Source organism: Corynebacterium argentoratense (assembly GCF_021491455.1).
Taxonomy (GTDB): Bacteria; Actinomycetota; Actinomycetes; order Mycobacteriales; family Mycobacteriaceae; genus Corynebacterium; species Corynebacterium argentoratense_A.
Window position 1 is genome coordinate 202,016 of record NZ_JAKETN010000002.1, and the last position, 18,451, is coordinate 220,466.

An 18,451-nucleotide genomic window follows, 5' to 3' on the forward strand; every position below is an offset into this window, starting at 1 on the left:
AGAATCATGGCCGAAAAGTTATATGAGCCGATACATCCTGGTGAGGTTCTGATGGAGGATTTCATCAAAGGGTTTGGCATTACGCAACACAAACTGGCCGTTGATATTGAAGTGCCACCCCGCAGGATAAATGAAATCGTTCATGGCAAGCGCGCAATCACTGCGGATACTGCGCTTCGGTTAGGTCGTTATTTTGGGATCGAATCTCAGTTCTGGCTGAATCTTCAGAGTCGCTATGATCTGGAAAAGGCTCAGAGTGCAGCAGCTGAGCAACTTGACAAAATCGTGCCTATCGTTGCTGCTTGATCAACATTTCACAGGTTTGACCTCCATCTTTTTGGCGCGTGCTCTTCAGCGTCACAATCACTACGCTAATGAAGTCAGGGCCCGAAACAGTGGCGGGCGCACCTGGAATTTAGCCGACCAGGGCATCGCGGATTTGTAGCTTCATTCTTCGAGAAGAAGTTGCGTTCTGCACCCTCTTGTAGATTGTCTTCGATCCTCGCCCGGAGGTCTTCTGCCGTCTCGGTAGTCCAGATGGTGTAGCTCGGGTCGATGCTAGATTTCCCATCGCCGAGCATTCTGTCGAGAATAGGACGAACGAGCTCAGCTAGTCGAGCATCTTCGGCGAACATAAGGGCCTGTTCGATGGCGATGCGGTCTACGGCAATACCTATGATGGCGCTAACCCTTCTCCCTGTTAAACAGCGTGTTTATTTCTTCGATACGAGCGCTTTTAGTGCCAGAACCACTGCGGTGATGATCGAACCGACCACCAGGCCAAATGCGGCGGAAGCGAATGTGTCCACTACCCATGACGCCGCGCCTACCGATTCTGCGTGCGTAGCGTGCAGCAACCACTCAACAACATGATGCGGCCCATCAACACCGATCTCGTGCAAGTTATGAATCGCGATGTGGCCGCCCACCCACAGCATGGCAAATGTGCCAACTTTGGACAGGATCTCGAGGATTATCGGCATGGCCCGAACCATCGCCCTGCCGAGATGAACACCAAACCCGCTCGCCTTGGGGCGTGTCGAGATTCTTAATCCAATATCGTCGAGTTTGACCAACACTCCGACAACGCCGTACACACCAGCGGTGATCACCAGAGCCACAGTTAACAACACAGCAATCTGGATCCCCAGGGACCGCTGCGCTACCTCTGCCAGGGAGATGATCATGATCTCGGCGCTCAGGATCAGATCCGTGCGGATCGCGCCCATTACCAGCGACTTTTCCTGCTCTTTGGCGCTAGCAGGTTCCTGCGCGGCGATGGGGGTATCCGCGGCGTCATCATCGTGGTGCTTGAGCAACCCCACTGCTTCAAGTATTTTTTCCGCGCCCTCAAAGGACAAAAAGAGACCACCGATCAGCAGTAGTGGTGGCAAAGCCCATGGGGCGAAATAGTTCAAGGCCAGGGCGATCGGCAAAATAATGATCGCTTTATTAAAAAGTGAACCTTTAGCGATGCGCCAAATAATCGGAAGTTCGCGCGCGGGAGTCACCCCGTGCACGAACTGCGGGGTGACGGCGGCATCATCGATGACGACACCTGCGGCCTTAGCCGAGGTTTTGGCACTGGCTGCAGCCACGTCATCCACGCTGGCGGACGCGGCCTTGGCGATCAACGCGACGTCATCAAGAAGCGCCGCTAGGCCCCCCGCCATTTAACGCACCATCCCGGTAAATAGCGTGTGGATTTGCTCATTTCCGCAGGTTGCGACAGTCAGCGGTAGGGTAACCCACTCGGTATCCGCGGGTGGGTAAACCTTCAAAGCGGTGGAATCGATCGTGTTGCATTCTTTCGGATCGAAGGCCAACGCGTTGGTGCTGCGGACGCTAAATGACGCCGCGTCTCCCGTGGCCAACGTCAATGACTGCGGCGTGGCAGAGGCTGGCTCGCGTTCAGCAGCGGCGCCAATCTGGGATCCATCCACGTCGATCAAGCTGACGCCAGGGAAACCCGCGACAGTGCACGAAGGGCCGTCATTGCGCAGGGACACATCGATGATGGTGGAACCTGCGGCCCCCTGGACCTGTTCGATGGTGCCGACAAGATTGTGGGCGGCACACGGTGCAACGGCTGCAGCGGCAGCGGGGGTGCTGGATGAAGACGAAGGCGAAGCAGTGACAGCGGCACCTGCGACAGAAGAAGCGTCCGCCGATCCATCGTTGGAAGAACACGCAGAAAGCGTGAGCGCTGCGGCGAGGGCGGCTGTTGTGGCAGCACACAGCGTCAATGGTGTGTGTACGCGGTTGCTGCGCGCACGAGCAGGGCCTTGGGAGCTGGATGTGGTGCTCATGCGGTTCAGTCTACTTGTATGCAGGTTGCTACCGCCCATACTCACGCGGTTGGGGGAGGCCACGGCCATCAATTAGGTCGCGGGTTTGGACGTGCTAACCTTTAAACGTCCACGGGTGCCTCCTTGGAGGCTGAGAGCCTAAACCGTCCGAACCTGATCCGGTTAATACCGGCGATAGGGAGAGAGAAACTTCTATGTCTTTCGCGTCTTCTGAACCTTCCGCACAACCCTCAACACAGCCGCAGTTTGGCGCAACGCCGCGCCGATCCTGGCGGGCTATCGACATCATTGTGGCGTGCGTATTGTCCGTAGCTATTGGCCTGATTTTCTGGGTGTGGAACACCGTTGGTGTCATTTGGGGCGACAGCTTGTCGGCCCTGACCCCTGGCCTCCACGGCCTGGCGTTGGGTATTTGGCTGTTGGGCGGCCCGATGGTGATGCTTGTCATTCGCAAGCCGGGTGCCGCGTTTATCGGTGAGCTTCTTGCCGCCAGTGTGTCTGCTTCTTTGGGTAGCGTGTGGGGCATCGGCGTGTTGTACTCGGGTCTCGCCCAGGGGTTGGGTGCCGAGTTGATCTTCTTGATTTTTGCTTACCGCCGATTTGGTGCCGGTGTCGCGATGCTGGCGGGTGCCGGCGCGGGGCTGGGCGCCGTCATTCTTGAGCTGTTCATGTACGGCAACTTGGCGAAGTCGATCGAATTCAACGTCATTTATGGCATCACCTCGATGATTTCCGGCGCCATTTTGGCTGGTTTGTTGTCCTTCTTCTTGGTCCGTGCACTGGCTCAGACTGGTGCGCTGGACAAGTTCCCTGCTGGTCGCGAACGCATGAAGACGGTGTAGCGCTTCCGTGGGTGACCGCATTGTCGCGCGTGGTTTAGGTTTTCGTCATGCCACGCGCAAACAGTTTGCTTTCCGCGGCGTCAATATTAATATTCCTGCAGGCCAGAGGGTGCTTCTTGTTGGTGCCTCTGGTGCGGGAAAATCGACTTTGTTGGCTGCGGTTGCGGGGGTTCTTGGGCCGGATGAGGGCGAGTTCGAAGGTCAGCTGACCGTCGGGGATCAGCCGCCGGCGCCTGGTCGTGTCGGCATGGTGTTGCAGGATCCTGACTCGCAGGTGATGTACGCCAGGGTGGGTGATGACGTCGCGTTTGGTTGCGAAAACATGGGTGTTGCGCGCGAAGAAATCTGGCGTAGGGTCCCGGAGGCGTTGTCCATGGTGGGGCTGGATCTTCCGCTAGACCACCCGACTTCGGAGCTATCGGGTGGGCAGAAGCAGCGTCTGGCGTTGGCTGGTGTGATTGCGATGCAGCCGGACGTTATCGTGTTGGATGAGCCAACCGCCAACGTAGATCCGGAAGGCGCGCGGGATTTGCTGGCTGCTGTCCAGCGGTGCGTCGATGCTACGGGCGCGACCTTGTTGGTGGTTGAGCACCGGGTGGATATTTGGGCGCCGCAGGTAGATCGGGTGATTGTTCTTGGTCGTTCCGATGATGACGCCGCGGAGAGTAACGGGGCGGGGGCTGTGGTCGCTGACGGTTCCCCCGAGGATGTTTTGGTGGGTTCTTCCGAGTTTTTGCGGCGCATCGGCATTTGGGTTCCTGAAGCCTATGACGAGAACCGTGGCGATGATGCTGGAATGCCTGTCGTCCACGAGCAGTCTGCCGGGGATATGAAGGAACAGCCCGTGTTGCAGGCGCGCGGTTTGGTCACTGGGTGGGCAAAAGATGCTCCCATGGGCACTGTTGTGCAGTGCTCTACCGCCCGGTGTTCCTCGGACACTAGTGGTCTTGATCTAGAGGTTTTCGCGGGTAGCTCCACGGTGATTACGGGTGTCAATGGGGTTGGCAAGACGACATTGGCGCTGACTCTAGCCGGCCTATTAGAGCCCCTAGCTGGCACAATTCAGGTCAAAGAATACAAGCGCCCGCCGCAGCAATGGAGCTCGCGGGCCCTGGCGCGGCGAATAGGTTTTGTGTTCCAAGACCCGGAGCACCAATTCATGGCCCCCACTGTGAGGGAAGAACTTTTGTTGGCTGCGGCGTCGCAAACCCTGCCCCCCAATGGGCTTGCCCGCTTCTTCGGCCAGTTCGGTGGGGTGAAATCCTACCTGAAGCGCTTGGACGGCCAACATCGTGTGGCGGCAGAGGCTGAGGCGGCGTCATTGCTTGAACGATTGCGCCTGGAGCAATTGCAGCATGCCAATCCTTTCACCTTGTCGGGTGGACAAAAGCGGCGTCTGTCGGTGGCGACGGCGTTGATGGCGAAACCATCGATTGTCATTCTGGACGAACCCACTTTCGGTCAGGACCGTCGCACATTTTTCGAGCTCGTGGAGCTATTGAGGGACCTGACGCGCGCGGGCTCGGCGGTTATTTCCATCACGCATGATCCCTTGTTTATTGAATTGATGGGGGACCAGCGCTGGAATCTGGAGGCTGCGCGATGAATGTGCTTGAGAAGGTCAACCCGGTTGTTCGGCTCATCGCGGTGATGCTGCTAACGACCCCACTGTTGTTTAGTGTCGACGTTGTGTCGGCTGCTGTGTGCCTAGCGTTTGTCGTTGCGCTGGCTCCGCTGTGTGGCGTCGGTCTTGTCCAGCTAGCGAAGACGGCGTGGCCCGTGTTTGCGGTGCTGCCGGTGGCGGGCCTATCGATGGCGTTGTACGGCAAGCGGGGTGGGCATGAGTATTTCTCTTTCTTTTATGCGCACGTGACTGATAATTCGCTGATGCTTGCCGCCGCGATCATGGTGAGAATGCTGGCGGTGAGTTTGCCTGTGATTATCGTTGCGCGCACTCTGGATTCCACGCGTTTGGGCGATGGCTTGGCCCAGGTGTTGCATTTTCCGGCGCGTTTTGTGATTGGTGCGGTGTCTGCTGTTCGGATGGTGGGGCTGTTCCGGCGGGATTGGCAGGCGTTGGGGCGTGCGCGTCGCAGCCGTGGTTTGGCTAATGATGGTCGCATTTTCCGCGCGTTCACCATGGTTTTTGCTTTGTTGGTTCTTGCGTTGCGCCGTGCCGATAAATTAGCGACGGCGATGGATGCCCGTGGTTTTGGTGCTCCAGGGAAACGGACGTGGGCGCGCCCGTCAACGGTGGGAATGCCTGACGTCGCGGCGGTGTGTGTTGCCATCGCTGTTGCGGCGATCAGCATTGCTGTGGCTGTGGTCACCGGTTCTTATGATTTTTTGAACTTGGGCTCGTCTAGCGCCTAGTGCCTTCTTTTCTTGGGGATGGGGTACGTGGTGGGGGAGGCGGTGGGGGAGGTTTGATCACAATTTGATAACCCACCCCGTTGAAAGTTGCTTTTTTAACCTCCGTCACAGTTAAGATAGTCAGCAACTCCCCACACAGTGGCCGCACAGTAAATATTCAGCGTTCTTCAATACCGACGCTCGGGGTTTGTCGCGGTTGCTGGGTGGGGCGATATCAAGTTCACCTCAAGGAGGAGCGTCAACGTGACGATGAAGAAGTACCTGGCAATCCCTATGTCCGCAGCGCTGATGTTCGGTCTCGCAGCTTGCTCGAGTGACGGCAGCTCTGGCGGCGGCGACAACTACATCATCGTCAACAGTTCTGAACCCCAGAACCCCCTCGTTCCGGCAAACACCACTGAAAACGGTGGCGGTCGCCCGATCGACATGCTCTACTCGGGTCTCGTCTACTACGACGCGAAGGGCGAAGAGCACAACGAGGTCGCAGAGAAGATCGAGACCGAAGACTCCCAGAAGTACACCATTACCCTTCGCAAGGACGCTAAGTTCTCTGACGGTTCCCCGGTGAAGGCTGAGAACTTCGTTAAGGCGTGGAACTACGCTGTGGAGAATTCTCTCCAGGCAGCGTCCTTCTTCGAGCCCATCAAGGGCTACGCCGAGGGTGTGAAGGAGATGGAAGGCCTGAAGGTTGTGGATGACTACACCTTCACTGTCGAGCTCACTCAGCCGGAGGCTGACTTCCCGCTGCGCCTCGGCTACTCCGCCTTCTACCCGATGCACGATTCCGCATTCGATGACATCGAGGCATACGGCCAGAAGCCGATCGGTAACGGACCTTACGTCCTCGAAGAGTGGAACCACGATGCATCCGCACTGCTGGTAAAGAACCCCGAGTACGTAGGCCCTCGCGAGGCCAAGAACGACGGCATTGACTTCCGCTTCTACGCAAAGATCGACGCCGCGTACACCGACCTGCTTGCTGGCAACCTCGACGTTATCGACGCTATTCCGGATTCCGCATTCAAGACCTACGAGTCCGAGCTCAATGGCCGTGCAGTCAACCAGCCTGCTGCTGTGTTCCAGTCCTTCACCGTTCCGGAGCGCCTCGATCACTTCAGCGGCGAGGAAGGCAACCTTCGTCGCCAGGCTCTGTCCATGGCCTTTGACCGCAGCGAGATCACCGAGAAGATCTTCGACGGAACCCGCACCCCGGCTAAGGACTTCACCTCCCCGGTCATCGCTGGCTACGACAAGGACCTGAAGGGTCACGATGTTCTCCAGTACAACCCGGAGAAGGCTAAGGAACTGTGGGAGAAGGCAGATGCAATCTCCCCGTGGAGCGGCAGCTTCGAGATTGCCTACAACGCCGATGGTGGCCACCAGGGCTGGGTCGATGCGGTGACCAACTCGATCCGCAACACCCTTGGCATTGATGCTCAGGGCAAGCCGATGCCCGACTTCAAGTCCTTCCGCAACGAGGTGAAGGACCGCACCATCCAGACCGGTTTCCGTACCGGCTGGCAGGCTGACTACCCGGGCCTCGGTAACTTCCTTGTTCCGCTGTACACCACGGGTGCATCCTCCAACGATGGTGACTACAGCAGTGCAGCATTCGACGCACAGATGAAGAAGGCTGCGGGCGCGGACAGTGTTGAAGAGTCCAGCAAGCTCTACAACGAAGGCCAGGAGATCCTCTTCCAGGACCTGCCTGCTATCCCGCTGTGGTACTCAAACGTCAACGGTGGTTGGTCCGAGAACGTCGACAATGTCGTCTTCAACTGGAAGTCCGTCCCCGAGTACTACAGCATCACCAAGAAGTAATAATTATTTCTGCGTGAGTTATTCCAAGCTTGGCGGAAGTGCCAAGTGGAAGGAAAAACCCCGACCGGTGCAGCGCAAACAACCAGTTCACTGGGAAGTCTGCACTGACCTGTTGGGGTTTTTCGTATGTTAACTACAGATCTTTAGAAGATCTTTGCGGTGTTTACATAATCTGATCCGATGGCTTTATCTGAGTCATCGTCAGTTAAGATAAATGCCGTTCCTAAGCCATCAATGAGAGGAAGGGGTGTACATGCTTCGCTATGTCGGCCGCCGGTTGCTACAGATGATCCCGGTCTTCTTCGGTGCCACCCTATTGATTTATGCCTTGGTGTTTCTCATGCCTGGCGACCCAGTGCAGGCGCTCGGCGGTGACCGCGGTCTAACCGCAGCTGCAGAAGCACGCATCCGTACCGAGTACAACCTGGACAAACCATTTTTCATCCAGTACCTGCTCTACATCAAAGGTATTCTGACGCTTGACTTCGGCACCACGTTCTCTGGGCGTCCCGTCATCGAAGTCATGGCACACGCCTTCCCCGTCACCATCAAGCTCGCTTTGATGGCACTGTGCTTCGAAGCCGTCTTCGGCATTCTTTTCGGTGTTTACGCAGGTGTCAAAAAGGGCGGATTCTTCGACTCCACCATTTTGGTTGTGTCGCTGTTCGTCATCGCTGTTCCCTCCTTCGTGATTGGCTTCGTCTTCCAGTTCCTGGTTGGCGTCAAGTGGGGGCTGTTGCCTCCTACAGTCGGCCCCAACGAGACTTTTAAGAACCTGCTCATGCCGGCCATCGTGCTTGGAGCAGTGTCTTTCGCTTACGTCATTCGTTTGACCCGTCAGTCGGTCTCCGAGAACCTCACTGCTGATTACGTGCGAACCGCCCGTGCAAAAGGCCTGGGCAACCGCGTAGTCATGATCAAGCACGTGCTGCGTAACTCGCTGATTCCCGTTGTTACCTACCTGGGTGCTGACCTCGGTAGCCTCATGGGTGGTGCCATCGTCACCGAGGGCATCTTCGGTATCAACGGCGTCGGCGGTCACCTCTACCAAGCTATTTTGAAGGGCGAGCCCACAACGGTTGTGTCCTTTACCACCGTGCTGGTGATCGTCTACATCGTCGCCAACCTGCTGGTTGACCTCCTGTACGCAGTACTCGACCCGAGGATCCGCTATGCATAACGTTGATAAAAACATTGGGAACCCCATCAAAGCAGAAGTGCGGGTGGGGCAGGAACACTACATTGCGGAAACTGACGAAACCGGTCTCGGTGCTGTTGACGCTGTAGCTGATGATTCAGCACCCGCTTCAATGTGGGCTGAGGCTTGGCGCTATGTTTGCAAACGGCCTCTGTTCTGGGTATCCAGCGTCATGATCGTTCTTGCGCTACTCATGGCCGCGCTACCTGGGCTGTTCACCAGCGTGGATCCCCGCTTGTGCGAGTTGAGTAACTCCTTGGCCGACCCCACTAGCGGCCACCCCTTCGGTTTCGACCGCCAGGGCTGCGACATTTACTCTCGCACCATTTTCGGTGCTCGCGCATCCGTATCGGTGGGCGTGCTGACCACCTTGCTGGTCGTCTTGATTGGTGGCACCATCGGTGCACTCGCCGGTTACTTTGGTGGTTTTATTGACGCCATTCTTTCCCGCCTGACCGACATCTTCTTCGCAGTGCCGCTCGTGCTTGCAGCCATCGTGGTTATGCAGATGTTCAAGGACAGCCGCACCATCGTCACCGTGGTCGTGGTTCTGGCTGCTTTCGGTTGGACGAACATCGCCCGCATTACGCGCGGCGCTGTGATGAGCGTGAAAAACGAAGAGTTCGTGACCGCCGCCCGCGCGGTGGGCGCATCCCGCACTCGCATGTTGCTCAATCACATTCTGCCCAACGCGGCAGCCCCCATCATCGTCTACGCAACCGTTGCACTCGGTGTGTTCATCGTGGCGGAAGCCACGCTGTCCTTCCTGGGTATTGGTCTGCCCCCGAGCGTTGTGTCTTGGGGTGGCGACATCTCCAATGCACAGGTGAGCTTGCGTAACCAGCCGATGGTTCTGTTCTATCCGGCGATGGCACTGGCACTGACCGTGCTCAGCTTCATCATGATGGGCGACGTCGTGCGTGACGCGCTGGATCCGAAGTCGAGGAAGCGATAACAATGACTAATCCTCAAAACAACAGCACCGAAGCAGTGCAAGAGTCTCGCAGCAGCGAAACCCCCTTGGTGGAGCTCCGTGACCTGAAGGTTTCCTTCACCAGTTCCACGGGTGTTGTCGACGCTGTCCGCGGCGTCAACCTGACGATCTACCCAGGGCAGTCTGTGGCCATCGTTGGCGAGTCTGGCTCCGGTAAATCCACCATGGCCATGGCCATCATCGGCCTTCTTCCAGGAACCGGCAGGATCACCGGCGGCAGCATCTTCTTCGAAGGCAAAGAGATTTCTAAGCTTTCCCCCAAGGAGATGCAGGGTTACCGCGGCAGCGAGATCGGCCTGGTGCCTCAGGATCCGATGTCTAACCTCAACCCGGTGTGGAAGGTCGGTAGCCAGATCAAGGAGTCCTTGATCGCCAACGACCTGTCGAAGGGCAAAGAGGCTGACGAACGCGTCGCAGTCCTCCTTGACGAGGCAGGCCTTCCGGATGCTGCGCGCCGTGCCAAGCAATTCCCCCATGAGTTTTCCGGCGGCATGCGCCAGCGTGCACTCATCGCTATGGGATTGGCCGCGCGTCCGAAGCTGCTGATTGCTGACGAGCCCACCTCTGCGCTGGACGTGACCGTGCAGCGCCGCATCCTCGACCACTTGGACGGGTTGACCACCGACCTGGGCACTGCGGTGCTGTTCATTACTCACGACCTGGGCTTGGCAGCTGAGCGCGTCGAGCACCTCGTCGTGATGCACCGCGGCCGTGTCGTTGAGTCCGGTCCCTCTTTACAGATCCTCCGAGATCCGCAGCACCCCTACACCAAGCGTTTGGTGAAGGCTGCTCCCTCCTTGGCATCCGCACGTATTCGTGCTGCGCAGGAGGAAGGCATCAAAACCGACGAGCTGCTGGCTAAGCACGAAAACGTGGAGACCGAAGAAGTCATCCGTGTTGAGAATCTGACCAAGGAGTTCCCCATTCGCGGGGCCAAGGGCGATAAGAAGATTCTCCGCGCAGTCGACGAGGTCTCCTTCACCCTCCAAAAAGGCCACACTCTGGCGCTTGTGGGCGAGTCCGGCTCCGGTAAGTCCACTGTTGCCAACATGGTGTTGAACCTGCTGGATCCGACTTCTGGCACCGTCTACTACAAGGGCACCGACCTGTCGACCCTGGGTAGCAAAGAGCTCTTTGAGATGCGCCGCAAGCTGCAGGTGGTTTTCCAGAACCCCTACGGCTCTCTGGACCCGATGTACTCGATCTACCGATGCATTGAAGAGCCCCTGAGCGTTCACAAGGTCGGCAACCGCAAGTCCCGCGAGAAGCGTGTGGCAGAGCTCCTCGACATGGTTGCTATGCCGCGCTCGACGATGCGCCGCTACCCGAACGAGTTGTCGGGTGGTCAGCGTCAGCGTATTGCTGTCGCTCGCGCGCTTGCGTTGGAGCCTGAGGTGATCGTCCTCGACGAGGCGGTCTCCGCACTGGATGTGCTGGTGCAGAATCAGATCCTTCAGCTGCTTGCCGAGCTTCAGGACAACCTGGACTTGAGCTACCTGTTCATTACCCACGACCTCGCTGTGGTTCGCCAGACCGCCGATGATGTGGTTGTGATGAAGCAGGGCAAGGTAGTGGAGCAGGGTACCGCGGACCAGATCTTCTCTGGTGCGAAGGAAGCCTACACGCGCGACCTCATTGACTCTGTGCCCGGCTTGGGTATCGAATTGGGTGCGACCTTGAATTAGGCGTTGCCTGGCTGTTTTTGATGACGCCGCGTTAGTCACTGTGTGAAGGTGATTAACGCGGCGTCATTTCTTTAAGTAACAACCGCGACGTCAAGACCTGCTACTTTGCAGGCGTAGGCCAGGTAGAGGCCTGCAGGGTCGGTTCCGAGTGATAACAAGAAGTACGCGCGCATGGTGGTGAAGTACCTGCTGCTGGGCGCACTGCGGTCGATGGAGCTTCAGTGGCCTGCGGCAGACTTCGACGTGGAGGCTGAACGCCGCAGAGTGGAAGCGTCCTAGCCGACGGGCGTGAGCTCCACGGACTCGGCCCAGTCAAGGTCGATGCCTTGGCTGCGCAGCCATGCCATGGGGTCGTCGTTGTGGCGGGTAATGCCGTCGACGGCTGCGAGCGTGGTTTCGATGGCTCGCTCGGCGTCCTCAGCTGTGATGAGTTTTTCGGAGGTTGCGGCGGCGAGCTCGTCGATGTCGTCGACGTCGATAGGGTTACCGACGTGGCTGATCAAGTCGACGTAGAGGTCGCGAGTGGTCCAGACGTCGCCGCTGCGTGAGATGTCCGCGACGTCAAAATAGTAATCTTCGCGTGCACAATCGGCGGTGTCGCGGTAGTGGAAGCGGTTAGCGCGAAGCCCTAGCTCGGGCAGTAGCCAGCTTTCGAGGTATCCAAAGTTGGGGTGGTTGGCGCCGCGGGCCATGTAGAGGCCAAAGTCTGTGATGCGGTAGGTGTCTACGGCGCGTTCGAAGCCTTTGGGGTCGATGTTGATGTCGCGGTCGACTGCGAAGGTTTCCTGCTTGACGGGGTGGATGTGTGTCATTATTTCACCTCGAATACCGCTGCGGTGGGTAGGAAGTTGCAGGTGGAGGTTTCGGTGGTGACGCCGCCGGACAACCAAGCGGCGATGGTTCCTCGTCCGGTGTTGGCGGTTGCGTTGATGGTGGCGGGCCCGTCGGGGTTGATGCCGCCGAAGCTTAGGGGGGTGCTGCCGCGGGTGCCGGTGTTTAGGTTGATCCAGTCGACGCGCATGGTGCTTGCATCGGGTTGAGCGACGGGGTCGGTGCCGAGGGCGGTGAAGATAAATGCGGTGTGGCCTTCGTCGACGCCGGGTAGGGGTAGATCGGCTGGGCCGGGCACGGCGATGGCGGTGCCTGTGGCTTTTTGCCCGTTGATACAGTTGCCGGCGATGGAGGGCCAGGCGAATTGGGCGATTCGGGGTGCGCCTCCGGGGATGTCGACGCCTGGTGTGCCGGTGCCTTCGATGAAGCCTACGGCGGTGGCGAGTTTGTCACGCAGGGGCTGGGGGAGTGCCGGATTATTGATGACGCCGCGGAGGTGGTCGAGGACGGGTTGTGTTGGGCGCCCAAGGTGGTCGACGTAGGTGCTGGGGTCGACTGACCCGGTGTCGGAGCTGGTAGGTACCGCGGGCTGTGCTTGGGCGTTGGTGGCTAGTGCCGTGGGGGATAGGGCTGCAGCGGTCACGGTTGCCGCGATCAAGGCCGCTTTGAGCGTGCCGATGGTCGAATTGCGCACCTAAACACTCCAATCACTTTCATTTACTTGAATAACTCTAGAACACTCTAGTCACACGAGTTTCGGGGGTCAAGCTTTCCCATATGTAATTTTCTTCCCCGGTTACCCCAATGACATGGGGAGAAACCGGGTGGCCCATCGCGGGGTTGCTCGACGCTTGCCGTGACACCAGCCGTGTCGTTATCTATGTCGGTGCTGGTGGCCAAAATGTTACGAATTGGTCACGAGTGCCGGTAGGGGAGTACTGTGTTCAAGGTTGTAATTTTTTAAATCCACAGGTGCGCCTGTGGATATGAGGTAGGAGAACCTTTGACTCAGACAGAGTTTCGTAACGTCGCTATCGTCGCGCACGTTGACCACGGAAAAACCACGCTCGTTGACGCCATGCTGCGCCAGTCCGGCGCCTTCGATGCTCACGCAGAGCTCGTCGACCGCGTGATGGACTCCGGTGACCTGGAAAAGGAAAAGGGCATCACCATCCTGGCCAAGAACACCGCCATTCGCCGCCACGGCGCAGGCAAAGACGGCCGCGACCTCATCATCAACGTCATCGACACCCCCGGTCACGCCGACTTCGGTGGCGAGGTTGAGCGTGCACTGTCCATGGTTGACGGCGTTGTCCTTCTGATCGACGCATCCGAAGGCCCCCTACCTCAGACCCGCTTCGTGCTCGGCAAAGCCCTGGCCGCCAAGATGCCCGTCATCATCGTCGTCAACAAGACCGACCGACCCGACGCCCGCATTGACGAAGTCGTCGAGGAGGCACACGACCTTCTACTGGAGCTCGCCTCCACCATCGAGGACGAGGAAGCAGCCGCAGCCGCCGAGAATCTCCTCGACCTGCCGGTGCTCTACGCCTCCGGTCGTGAAGGTAAAGCCTCCACCACCAACCCCGGTAACGGCAACGTCCCCGAGGCCGAAGACCTCCAAGAGCTCTTCGATGTCCTCTATGATGTGCTCCCCGAGCCCACCGCAGAACTCGAAGCCCCCCTGCAGGCCCACGTCACCAACCTTGATTCCTCTTCCTTCCTCGGTCGCATCGGCCTCGTCCGCGTTCACGCCGGCTCCTTGAAGAAGGGCCAGCAGGTCGCCTGGATTCACTACGATTCCGAGGGTAACCAGCACACCAAGACCGCCAAGATCGCAGAACTGCTGCGCACCGTTGGCGTCACCCGCGTGCCCACCGACGAGGTCATCGCCGGCGACATCGCCGCGATCTCCGGTATCGAAGAGATCATGATCGGCGACACCCTCGCTGACGTCGACAATCCGGTCGCGCTTCCCCGCATCACTGTGGACGAGCCCGCCATCTCCATGACCATTGGTGTGAACACCTCGCCTCTCGCAGGCCGCGGTGGCGGCGACAAGCTCACCGCCCGCGTCGTCAAGGCCCGCCTCGACCAGGAGCTCATCGGCAACGTCTCCATCAAGGTTCTTCCCACCGAGCGCCCCGACGCATGGGAAGTTCAGGGACGTGGCGAAATGGCCCTGTCCATTTTGGTGGAAACCATGCGCCGTGAAGGCTTCGAACTTACCGTCGGTAAGCCCCAAGTTGTGCCCCGCACCATCGATGGCAAACTCTACGAGCCCTTCGAACACATGGTCATCGACGTTCCCGGCGAATACCAGGGCAACGTCACCCAGCTCATGGCCGCACGCAAGGGCCAGATGGTCCACATGGACAACACCGGCTCCGACTGGGTCCGTATGGAATACAAGGTTCCCGCACGTGGCCTCATCGGTTTCCGCACCACCTTCATGACCGAAACCCGCGGCACCGGCATCGCCAACCACTACTCCGAGGGCTACGAACCCTGGGCCGGCGAAATCAAGGACCGTGCAACCGGTTCGCTCGTCGCCGACCGCGCCGGCCAGATCACTGCCTATGCTCTCCAGCAGCTGGCCGATCGAGGCTCCTTCTTTGTCGAACCCGGCACTGAAGCCTACGAAGGTATGGTCGTCGGCGCGAACAACCGCGACGAAGATATGGACATCAACATCACCCGTGAGAAGAAGCTCACCAACATGCGCTCCGCCACCGCAGACGCAACGGTGACCCTGGCCAAGGCCCGCAACCTCTCGCTGGAAGAAGCCATGGAATTCTGTGGCCAGGACGAATGCGTGGAGGTCACCCCCGAAACCATTCGCGTCCGCAAGGTCATCTTGAACGCCACCGAGCGTGGCCGTGCCCGCGCCCGCGAGAAGCAGCGCAACAAGTAAAAAAACTTGAGCGTGCCGCATAAGTGCTGCCACGTCTTCTCCATGCCACCCGGACCCTTCCGAGAGGATATCCGGGGTGGCAGGGCAACCTAGCGGCTAGACGCTGCTAAATTTGGGAAGGGTGAAAACCAACCGCGGCTCCCTGCGAACCGGAACACTCCTGTGCGCGCTACTACTCCCGGCGTCATTAATGGCAGGGTGCTCAGCCCGCCCAGGCCCAGCGCCCACCGTCGACCCCAGCGAAGCCGCCCCCACGCTCGACCAAGGTCAAGACAACCTCTCCAGCGTCAACGTCGATAACCGACGCAGCCAACTGACCATCGGCATCGACCCAGTCGACAGCGGGTTCAACCCACACCTCGCCGCCAACGACTACTCCTTCGTCCAATCCCTCGCGGCACTCGTATTTCCCAGCGCCTTCGTCCAAGGCCAACTCAACACCGACCTGCTAGTCAGCGCCGAAGAAATCCCACCGGCAGAAGGCGCCGCGCAAACCATCCGCTACGTCATCAACCCCGAAGCACAATGGAACGACGGCACCCCCATCTCCTACGCCGACTTCTACTACCTGTGGGACTCCATGCGCGACAACCCCGACGTCATCAACGGCGCAGGATACCGCGCCATCAAAGCCATGCGCACCTCCGACGGTGGCAAAAAAATCGAAGTCGACTTCGACCAACGCATCCGCGACTGGAACGAACTCTTCGACAACATCCTGCCCGCCCACCTGCTCAAAGACGCCACCGGAGGATTCGACGGCGCACTCAAAACCTCAATCCCCGCCAGCGGCGGCCGCTACGCAGTCAAAGACATCGACTTCGCCCGCGGCATCTACACCATCGTCCGCAACGACCGCTTCTGGGGAAACAACCCCGCAGCCACCGAAGTCCTCCAATTCCGCGAAATCCGAAGCGTCACCCAAGGCGTAGAAATGCTCCGCTCCGGCCAACTCAACTTCGTCGACGCCAGCCCCACCGAAACCGCCGAACTATCCTACGACCTCATCCCTGACACCCAAGTGCGTGCCTGGGACCGTAACTCCACCCTCACCATCGACTTCAACACGGCGTCAACACGCATGCCCACCCCAGAACTACGCAAGCAACTCGCCGGCCTGATCGACACGCAGCAACTCGCCATCCTCGCCACCGGGCGGCGCACCAACATCGCGGCCATCCCCAACACAATAAACAATGACGCCGCGGGCAACGACAGTACAGCAGACGAACTGCGCGCGCTCAGCAACGACACCTCGCTTGTGATCGCAGCAGACCCCGCCGACGCCACCTCCACCTCCGCCGCAATGGCACTAGTAGACATGCTCGCAGGCAAAGGCGTGAAAGCGGAAGTCAAACTCGTCGAACTCGCAGACATCGCACGAAACCTCGCACCACAAGGCCGCATCGACGCCACCATCAGCTGGCACCGCACCCCCAACACCTCACTACTGCTGGCCTCCGCTTACGGCTGCAGCACAGCCCCCACCAGCACAAAAGAAACAGACGATCAAGCCGATTCGACCACCACAGCAACCACAACCTCCACCACCCCTAACGCCCCCAGCGCCCAACCAGGCCGCTACACCGCACAAGCAGGCAACCTCACACAATTCTGCAACCCAGAACTTAACGACGCCCTCGACTACGTCATCGCGGGAGAGAGCGACTTCGAAGAAACCAAAGCACTAGCGCAACGCTACAACCAAGAACAAACCCTCACCCTGCCCATACTCAACGACCGACGCTTAGACGTCCTCGGCCGCAACATCCAAGGACCCAACCCAGAACTAGGGCAGTGGCCAATCATCCAACCAGCAGGAGTGCTACCCACCGCCGCCACCTGGAAATCCACCAGATAACCCCCAGACAGCCCCCGAGTGAGCATCACCTATAGTAAAGGAATGCACACCACCGAGCCCCTCTCCGGAACCAGCATCCTCCTCGTCCACGCACACCCCGACGACGAAGCCCTCTGGACAGGCGGCCTCATCGCCAAAGCCGCCAAACTCGGCGCCTACATACACATCCTCACATGCACCCTCGGCGAAGAAGGGGAAGTCATCGGCAACCAATGGGCCGAACTCACCTCCGACAAAGCCGACCAACTCGGCGGATACCGCATCCACGAACTCAACCGCAGCATCGCCGCACTAAACGAAGCAGCCACCAACAGTAGCGGCTCCGTCACCCACAGCTTCCTCGGCGGCGCCGGACGCTGGCGAGACTCCGGCATGGCAGGCAGCCCCACCAACAACCACCCCCGAGCATTCATCCACGCCGAACACGAGGCAACCCAAGCGCTCCGCGACGTCATTGATGAAAGAAACCCCGACTACATCATCACCTACGGCCCCGATGGCGGATACGGCCACCCCGACCACATCCAAGCACACACCATCGTCACCAACGCCGCACGCCCCACCGACACCATCGCATGGGCAGTCACCGACCGCGATACCTTCAACCACCACCACCAACAACTCACAGCCCCCGAAGGCTGGACACTCGCACCCCAAGACATCGCCACCATCGACACCACAACCAGCGAACACCCCGTCCAAGAAATCCCCCTCAGCGACCACATCCGCGGCATCAAAGCCAATGCCATGCGCCAACACGCCACCCAACTGATCGTCCCCACCAACACCATGTTCGCCCTATCCAACATGATCACCCAACCCCTCACCCCAGTCGAACACTACATCATCGCCCAAGGCCAACCATTCCCAGAGGCACTCAGTGCCCACTAGGCCCACCAGCGAACGCCGAACCGCACTGCTGCTGCTCAGCATCTTCGCAGCAGCAACAGCACTCAGCGCAGCCGCAAACCTCGGCACCACCAACACGACCACACTCATCGCCACCTACGCACTCAACGCATGGTGGATACACGTCCTCGCACGCACCGCACACCTCTGGAACAACCACCCCGCCACCACCACCCTCCCCGCACTCATCTACACAACCACAGCAGCACTGACCATCCTCGCCCTCCACCACCGCTGGGACAGCTTAGGCAGCGCTTGGACGATGCAAATCGCAACAAGGAGTATCATCTTTGAGCTGAGTAGCATAGCAGGCATCCCGTGGGCCTACATGGCCATCTACCTGCGACAAAAGAAAAACCAACAGAAAGCCGGAAAACCAAAACAATGACCTACGTGATCGCCCAGCCCTGCGTTGACGTCATGGACCGCGCCTGCGTCGAAGAATGCCCCGTCGACTGCATCTACGAAGGTAAACGATCCCTCTACATCCACCCCGACGAATGCGTCGACTGCGGCGCCTGCGAACCCGTATGCCCCGTCGAAGCCATCTTCTACGAAGACGACGTACCCGACGAATGGGTCGAATTCAACGACGCCAACGTCGCCTTCTTCGACGACCTAGGATCCCCCGGCGGAGCAGCCAAACTCGGCCCCCAAGACTTCGACCCACCCATGGTCGCCCAACTCCCACCCCAAGTCGAAGCCTAAAAACAC

17 protein-coding genes and 1 riboswitch are annotated in these 18,451 nt (G+C 59.0%); of the genes, 13 read left to right on the plus strand and 4 right to left on the minus strand.

Annotated features, from left to right (window positions below; genetic code table 11):
• The first annotated feature begins 6 nt into the window (after positions 1 to 6).
• Positions 7 to 306, plus strand: a complete 300-nt coding sequence (locus L1C91_RS03425) for a HigA family addiction module antitoxin (RefSeq protein ID WP_020976016.1) — start codon at positions 7 to 9, stop codon at positions 304 to 306.
• A 407-nt stretch (positions 307 to 713) separates the two neighbouring features.
• On the opposite strand, the gene L1C91_RS03430 is transcribed toward L1C91_RS03425, so the two are convergent.
• Positions 714 to 1,673 (minus strand): DUF808 domain-containing protein, encoded by a 960-nt coding sequence (locus L1C91_RS03430; protein WP_234858028.1) that lies wholly within the window; start codon positions 1,671 to 1,673, stop codon positions 714 to 716.
• On the minus strand, positions 1,674 to 2,309 hold the full coding sequence (locus L1C91_RS03435) for a DUF4232 domain-containing protein (RefSeq protein WP_234858029.1): 636 nt from the start codon (positions 2,307 to 2,309) through the stop codon (positions 1,674 to 1,676). It lies immediately after the preceding gene.
• A 101-nt stretch (positions 2,310 to 2,410) separates the two neighbouring features.
• Positions 2,411 to 2,507: riboswitch (TPP riboswitch) on the plus strand.
• Here L1C91_RS03435 and L1C91_RS03440 point away from each other — a divergent pair.
• From L1C91_RS03440 to L1C91_RS03470, 7 genes are all read left to right on the plus strand, one after another.
• Complete coding sequence (locus L1C91_RS03440) at positions 2,504 to 3,151, plus strand: ECF transporter S component (protein WP_020976020.1); 648 nt, start codon at positions 2,504 to 2,506, stop codon at positions 3,149 to 3,151. (Overlaps the previous riboswitch by 4 nt.)
• A 7-nt stretch (positions 3,152 to 3,158) precedes the next feature.
• Positions 3,159 to 4,757, plus strand: coding sequence for an ABC transporter ATP-binding protein (locus tag L1C91_RS03445; RefSeq protein ID WP_234858030.1), 1,599 nt, complete (start codon positions 3,159 to 3,161; stop codon positions 4,755 to 4,757).
• Positions 4,754 to 5,524, plus strand: a complete 771-nt coding sequence (locus L1C91_RS03450) for an energy-coupling factor transporter transmembrane component T family protein (protein ID WP_234858031.1) — start codon at positions 4,754 to 4,756, stop codon at positions 5,522 to 5,524. Before L1C91_RS03445 ends, L1C91_RS03450 begins: the two co-directional genes overlap by 4 nt.
• 243 nt (positions 5,525 to 5,767) lie before the next feature.
• On the plus strand, positions 5,768 to 7,345 hold the full coding sequence (locus tag L1C91_RS03455; protein WP_041746951.1) for a peptide ABC transporter substrate-binding protein: 1,578 nt from the start codon (positions 5,768 to 5,770) through the stop codon (positions 7,343 to 7,345).
• A gap of 253 nt (positions 7,346 to 7,598) precedes the next feature.
• Positions 7,599 to 8,525, plus strand: coding sequence for an ABC transporter permease (locus L1C91_RS03460; RefSeq protein ID WP_234858032.1), 927 nt, complete (start codon positions 7,599 to 7,601; stop codon positions 8,523 to 8,525).
• Positions 8,518 to 9,498, plus strand: coding sequence for an ABC transporter permease (locus L1C91_RS03465; RefSeq protein WP_234858033.1), 981 nt, complete (start codon positions 8,518 to 8,520; stop codon positions 9,496 to 9,498). The genes L1C91_RS03460 and L1C91_RS03465 overlap by 8 nt, the downstream gene beginning before the upstream one ends.
• A gap of 2 nt (positions 9,499 to 9,500) precedes the next feature.
• Positions 9,501 to 11,222, plus strand: a complete 1,722-nt coding sequence (locus tag L1C91_RS03470; RefSeq protein WP_234858034.1) for a dipeptide ABC transporter ATP-binding protein — start codon at positions 9,501 to 9,503, stop codon at positions 11,220 to 11,222.
• A 275-nt stretch (positions 11,223 to 11,497) separates the two neighbouring features.
• Here L1C91_RS03470 and L1C91_RS03480 read toward each other — a convergent pair whose 3' ends face one another.
• Together L1C91_RS03480 and L1C91_RS03485 are read right to left on the minus strand one after the other, a co-directional pair.
• Positions 11,498 to 12,034 carry a DUF402 domain-containing protein gene (locus L1C91_RS03480; protein WP_234858035.1) on the minus strand — a complete coding sequence of 179 codons (537 nt, stop codon included), beginning with the start codon at positions 12,032 to 12,034 and terminating at the stop codon, positions 11,498 to 11,500.
• Positions 12,034 to 12,747: an Rv1157c family protein gene (locus L1C91_RS03485; RefSeq protein ID WP_234858036.1), complete on the minus strand. Its 714-nt coding sequence runs from the start codon at positions 12,745 to 12,747 to the stop codon at positions 12,034 to 12,036. Before L1C91_RS03485 ends, L1C91_RS03480 begins: the two co-directional genes overlap by 1 nt.
• Before the next feature lie 309 nt (positions 12,748 to 13,056).
• On the opposite strand from L1C91_RS03485, the gene typA reads away from it, so the two are divergent.
• The 5 genes from typA to fdxA all read left to right on the plus strand — a co-directional run bounded on the left by typA (position 13,057) and on the right by fdxA (position 18,445).
• Positions 13,057 to 14,967: a translational GTPase TypA gene (gene typA / locus L1C91_RS03490; RefSeq protein WP_234858037.1), complete on the plus strand. Its 1,911-nt coding sequence runs from the start codon at positions 13,057 to 13,059 to the stop codon at positions 14,965 to 14,967.
• Positions 14,968 to 15,088: 121 nt separating this feature from the next.
• The gene (locus L1C91_RS03495) at positions 15,089 to 16,828 is read left to right on the plus strand and encodes an ABC transporter family substrate-binding protein (RefSeq protein WP_234858038.1); all 1,740 of its coding nucleotides are present in this window, start codon (positions 15,089 to 15,091) and stop codon (positions 16,826 to 16,828) included.
• Between the two features lie 42 nt (positions 16,829 to 16,870).
• On the plus strand, positions 16,871 to 17,719 hold the full coding sequence (gene mshB, locus L1C91_RS03500) for an N-acetyl-1-D-myo-inositol-2-amino-2-deoxy-alpha-D-glucopyranoside deacetylase (protein ID WP_234858039.1): 849 nt from the start codon (positions 16,871 to 16,873) through the stop codon (positions 17,717 to 17,719).
• Entirely contained in the window at positions 17,709 to 18,125 is a 417-nt protein-coding gene (locus L1C91_RS03505; RefSeq protein WP_234858040.1) for a hypothetical protein, read from the plus strand. The genes mshB and L1C91_RS03505 overlap by 11 nt, the downstream gene beginning before the upstream one ends.
• Positions 18,122 to 18,445, plus strand: a complete 324-nt coding sequence (gene fdxA / locus L1C91_RS03510; protein ID WP_234858041.1) for a ferredoxin — start codon at positions 18,122 to 18,124, stop codon at positions 18,443 to 18,445. Before L1C91_RS03505 ends, fdxA begins: the two co-directional genes overlap by 4 nt.
• The last annotated feature ends 6 nt before the right edge of the window (positions 18,446 to 18,451 follow it).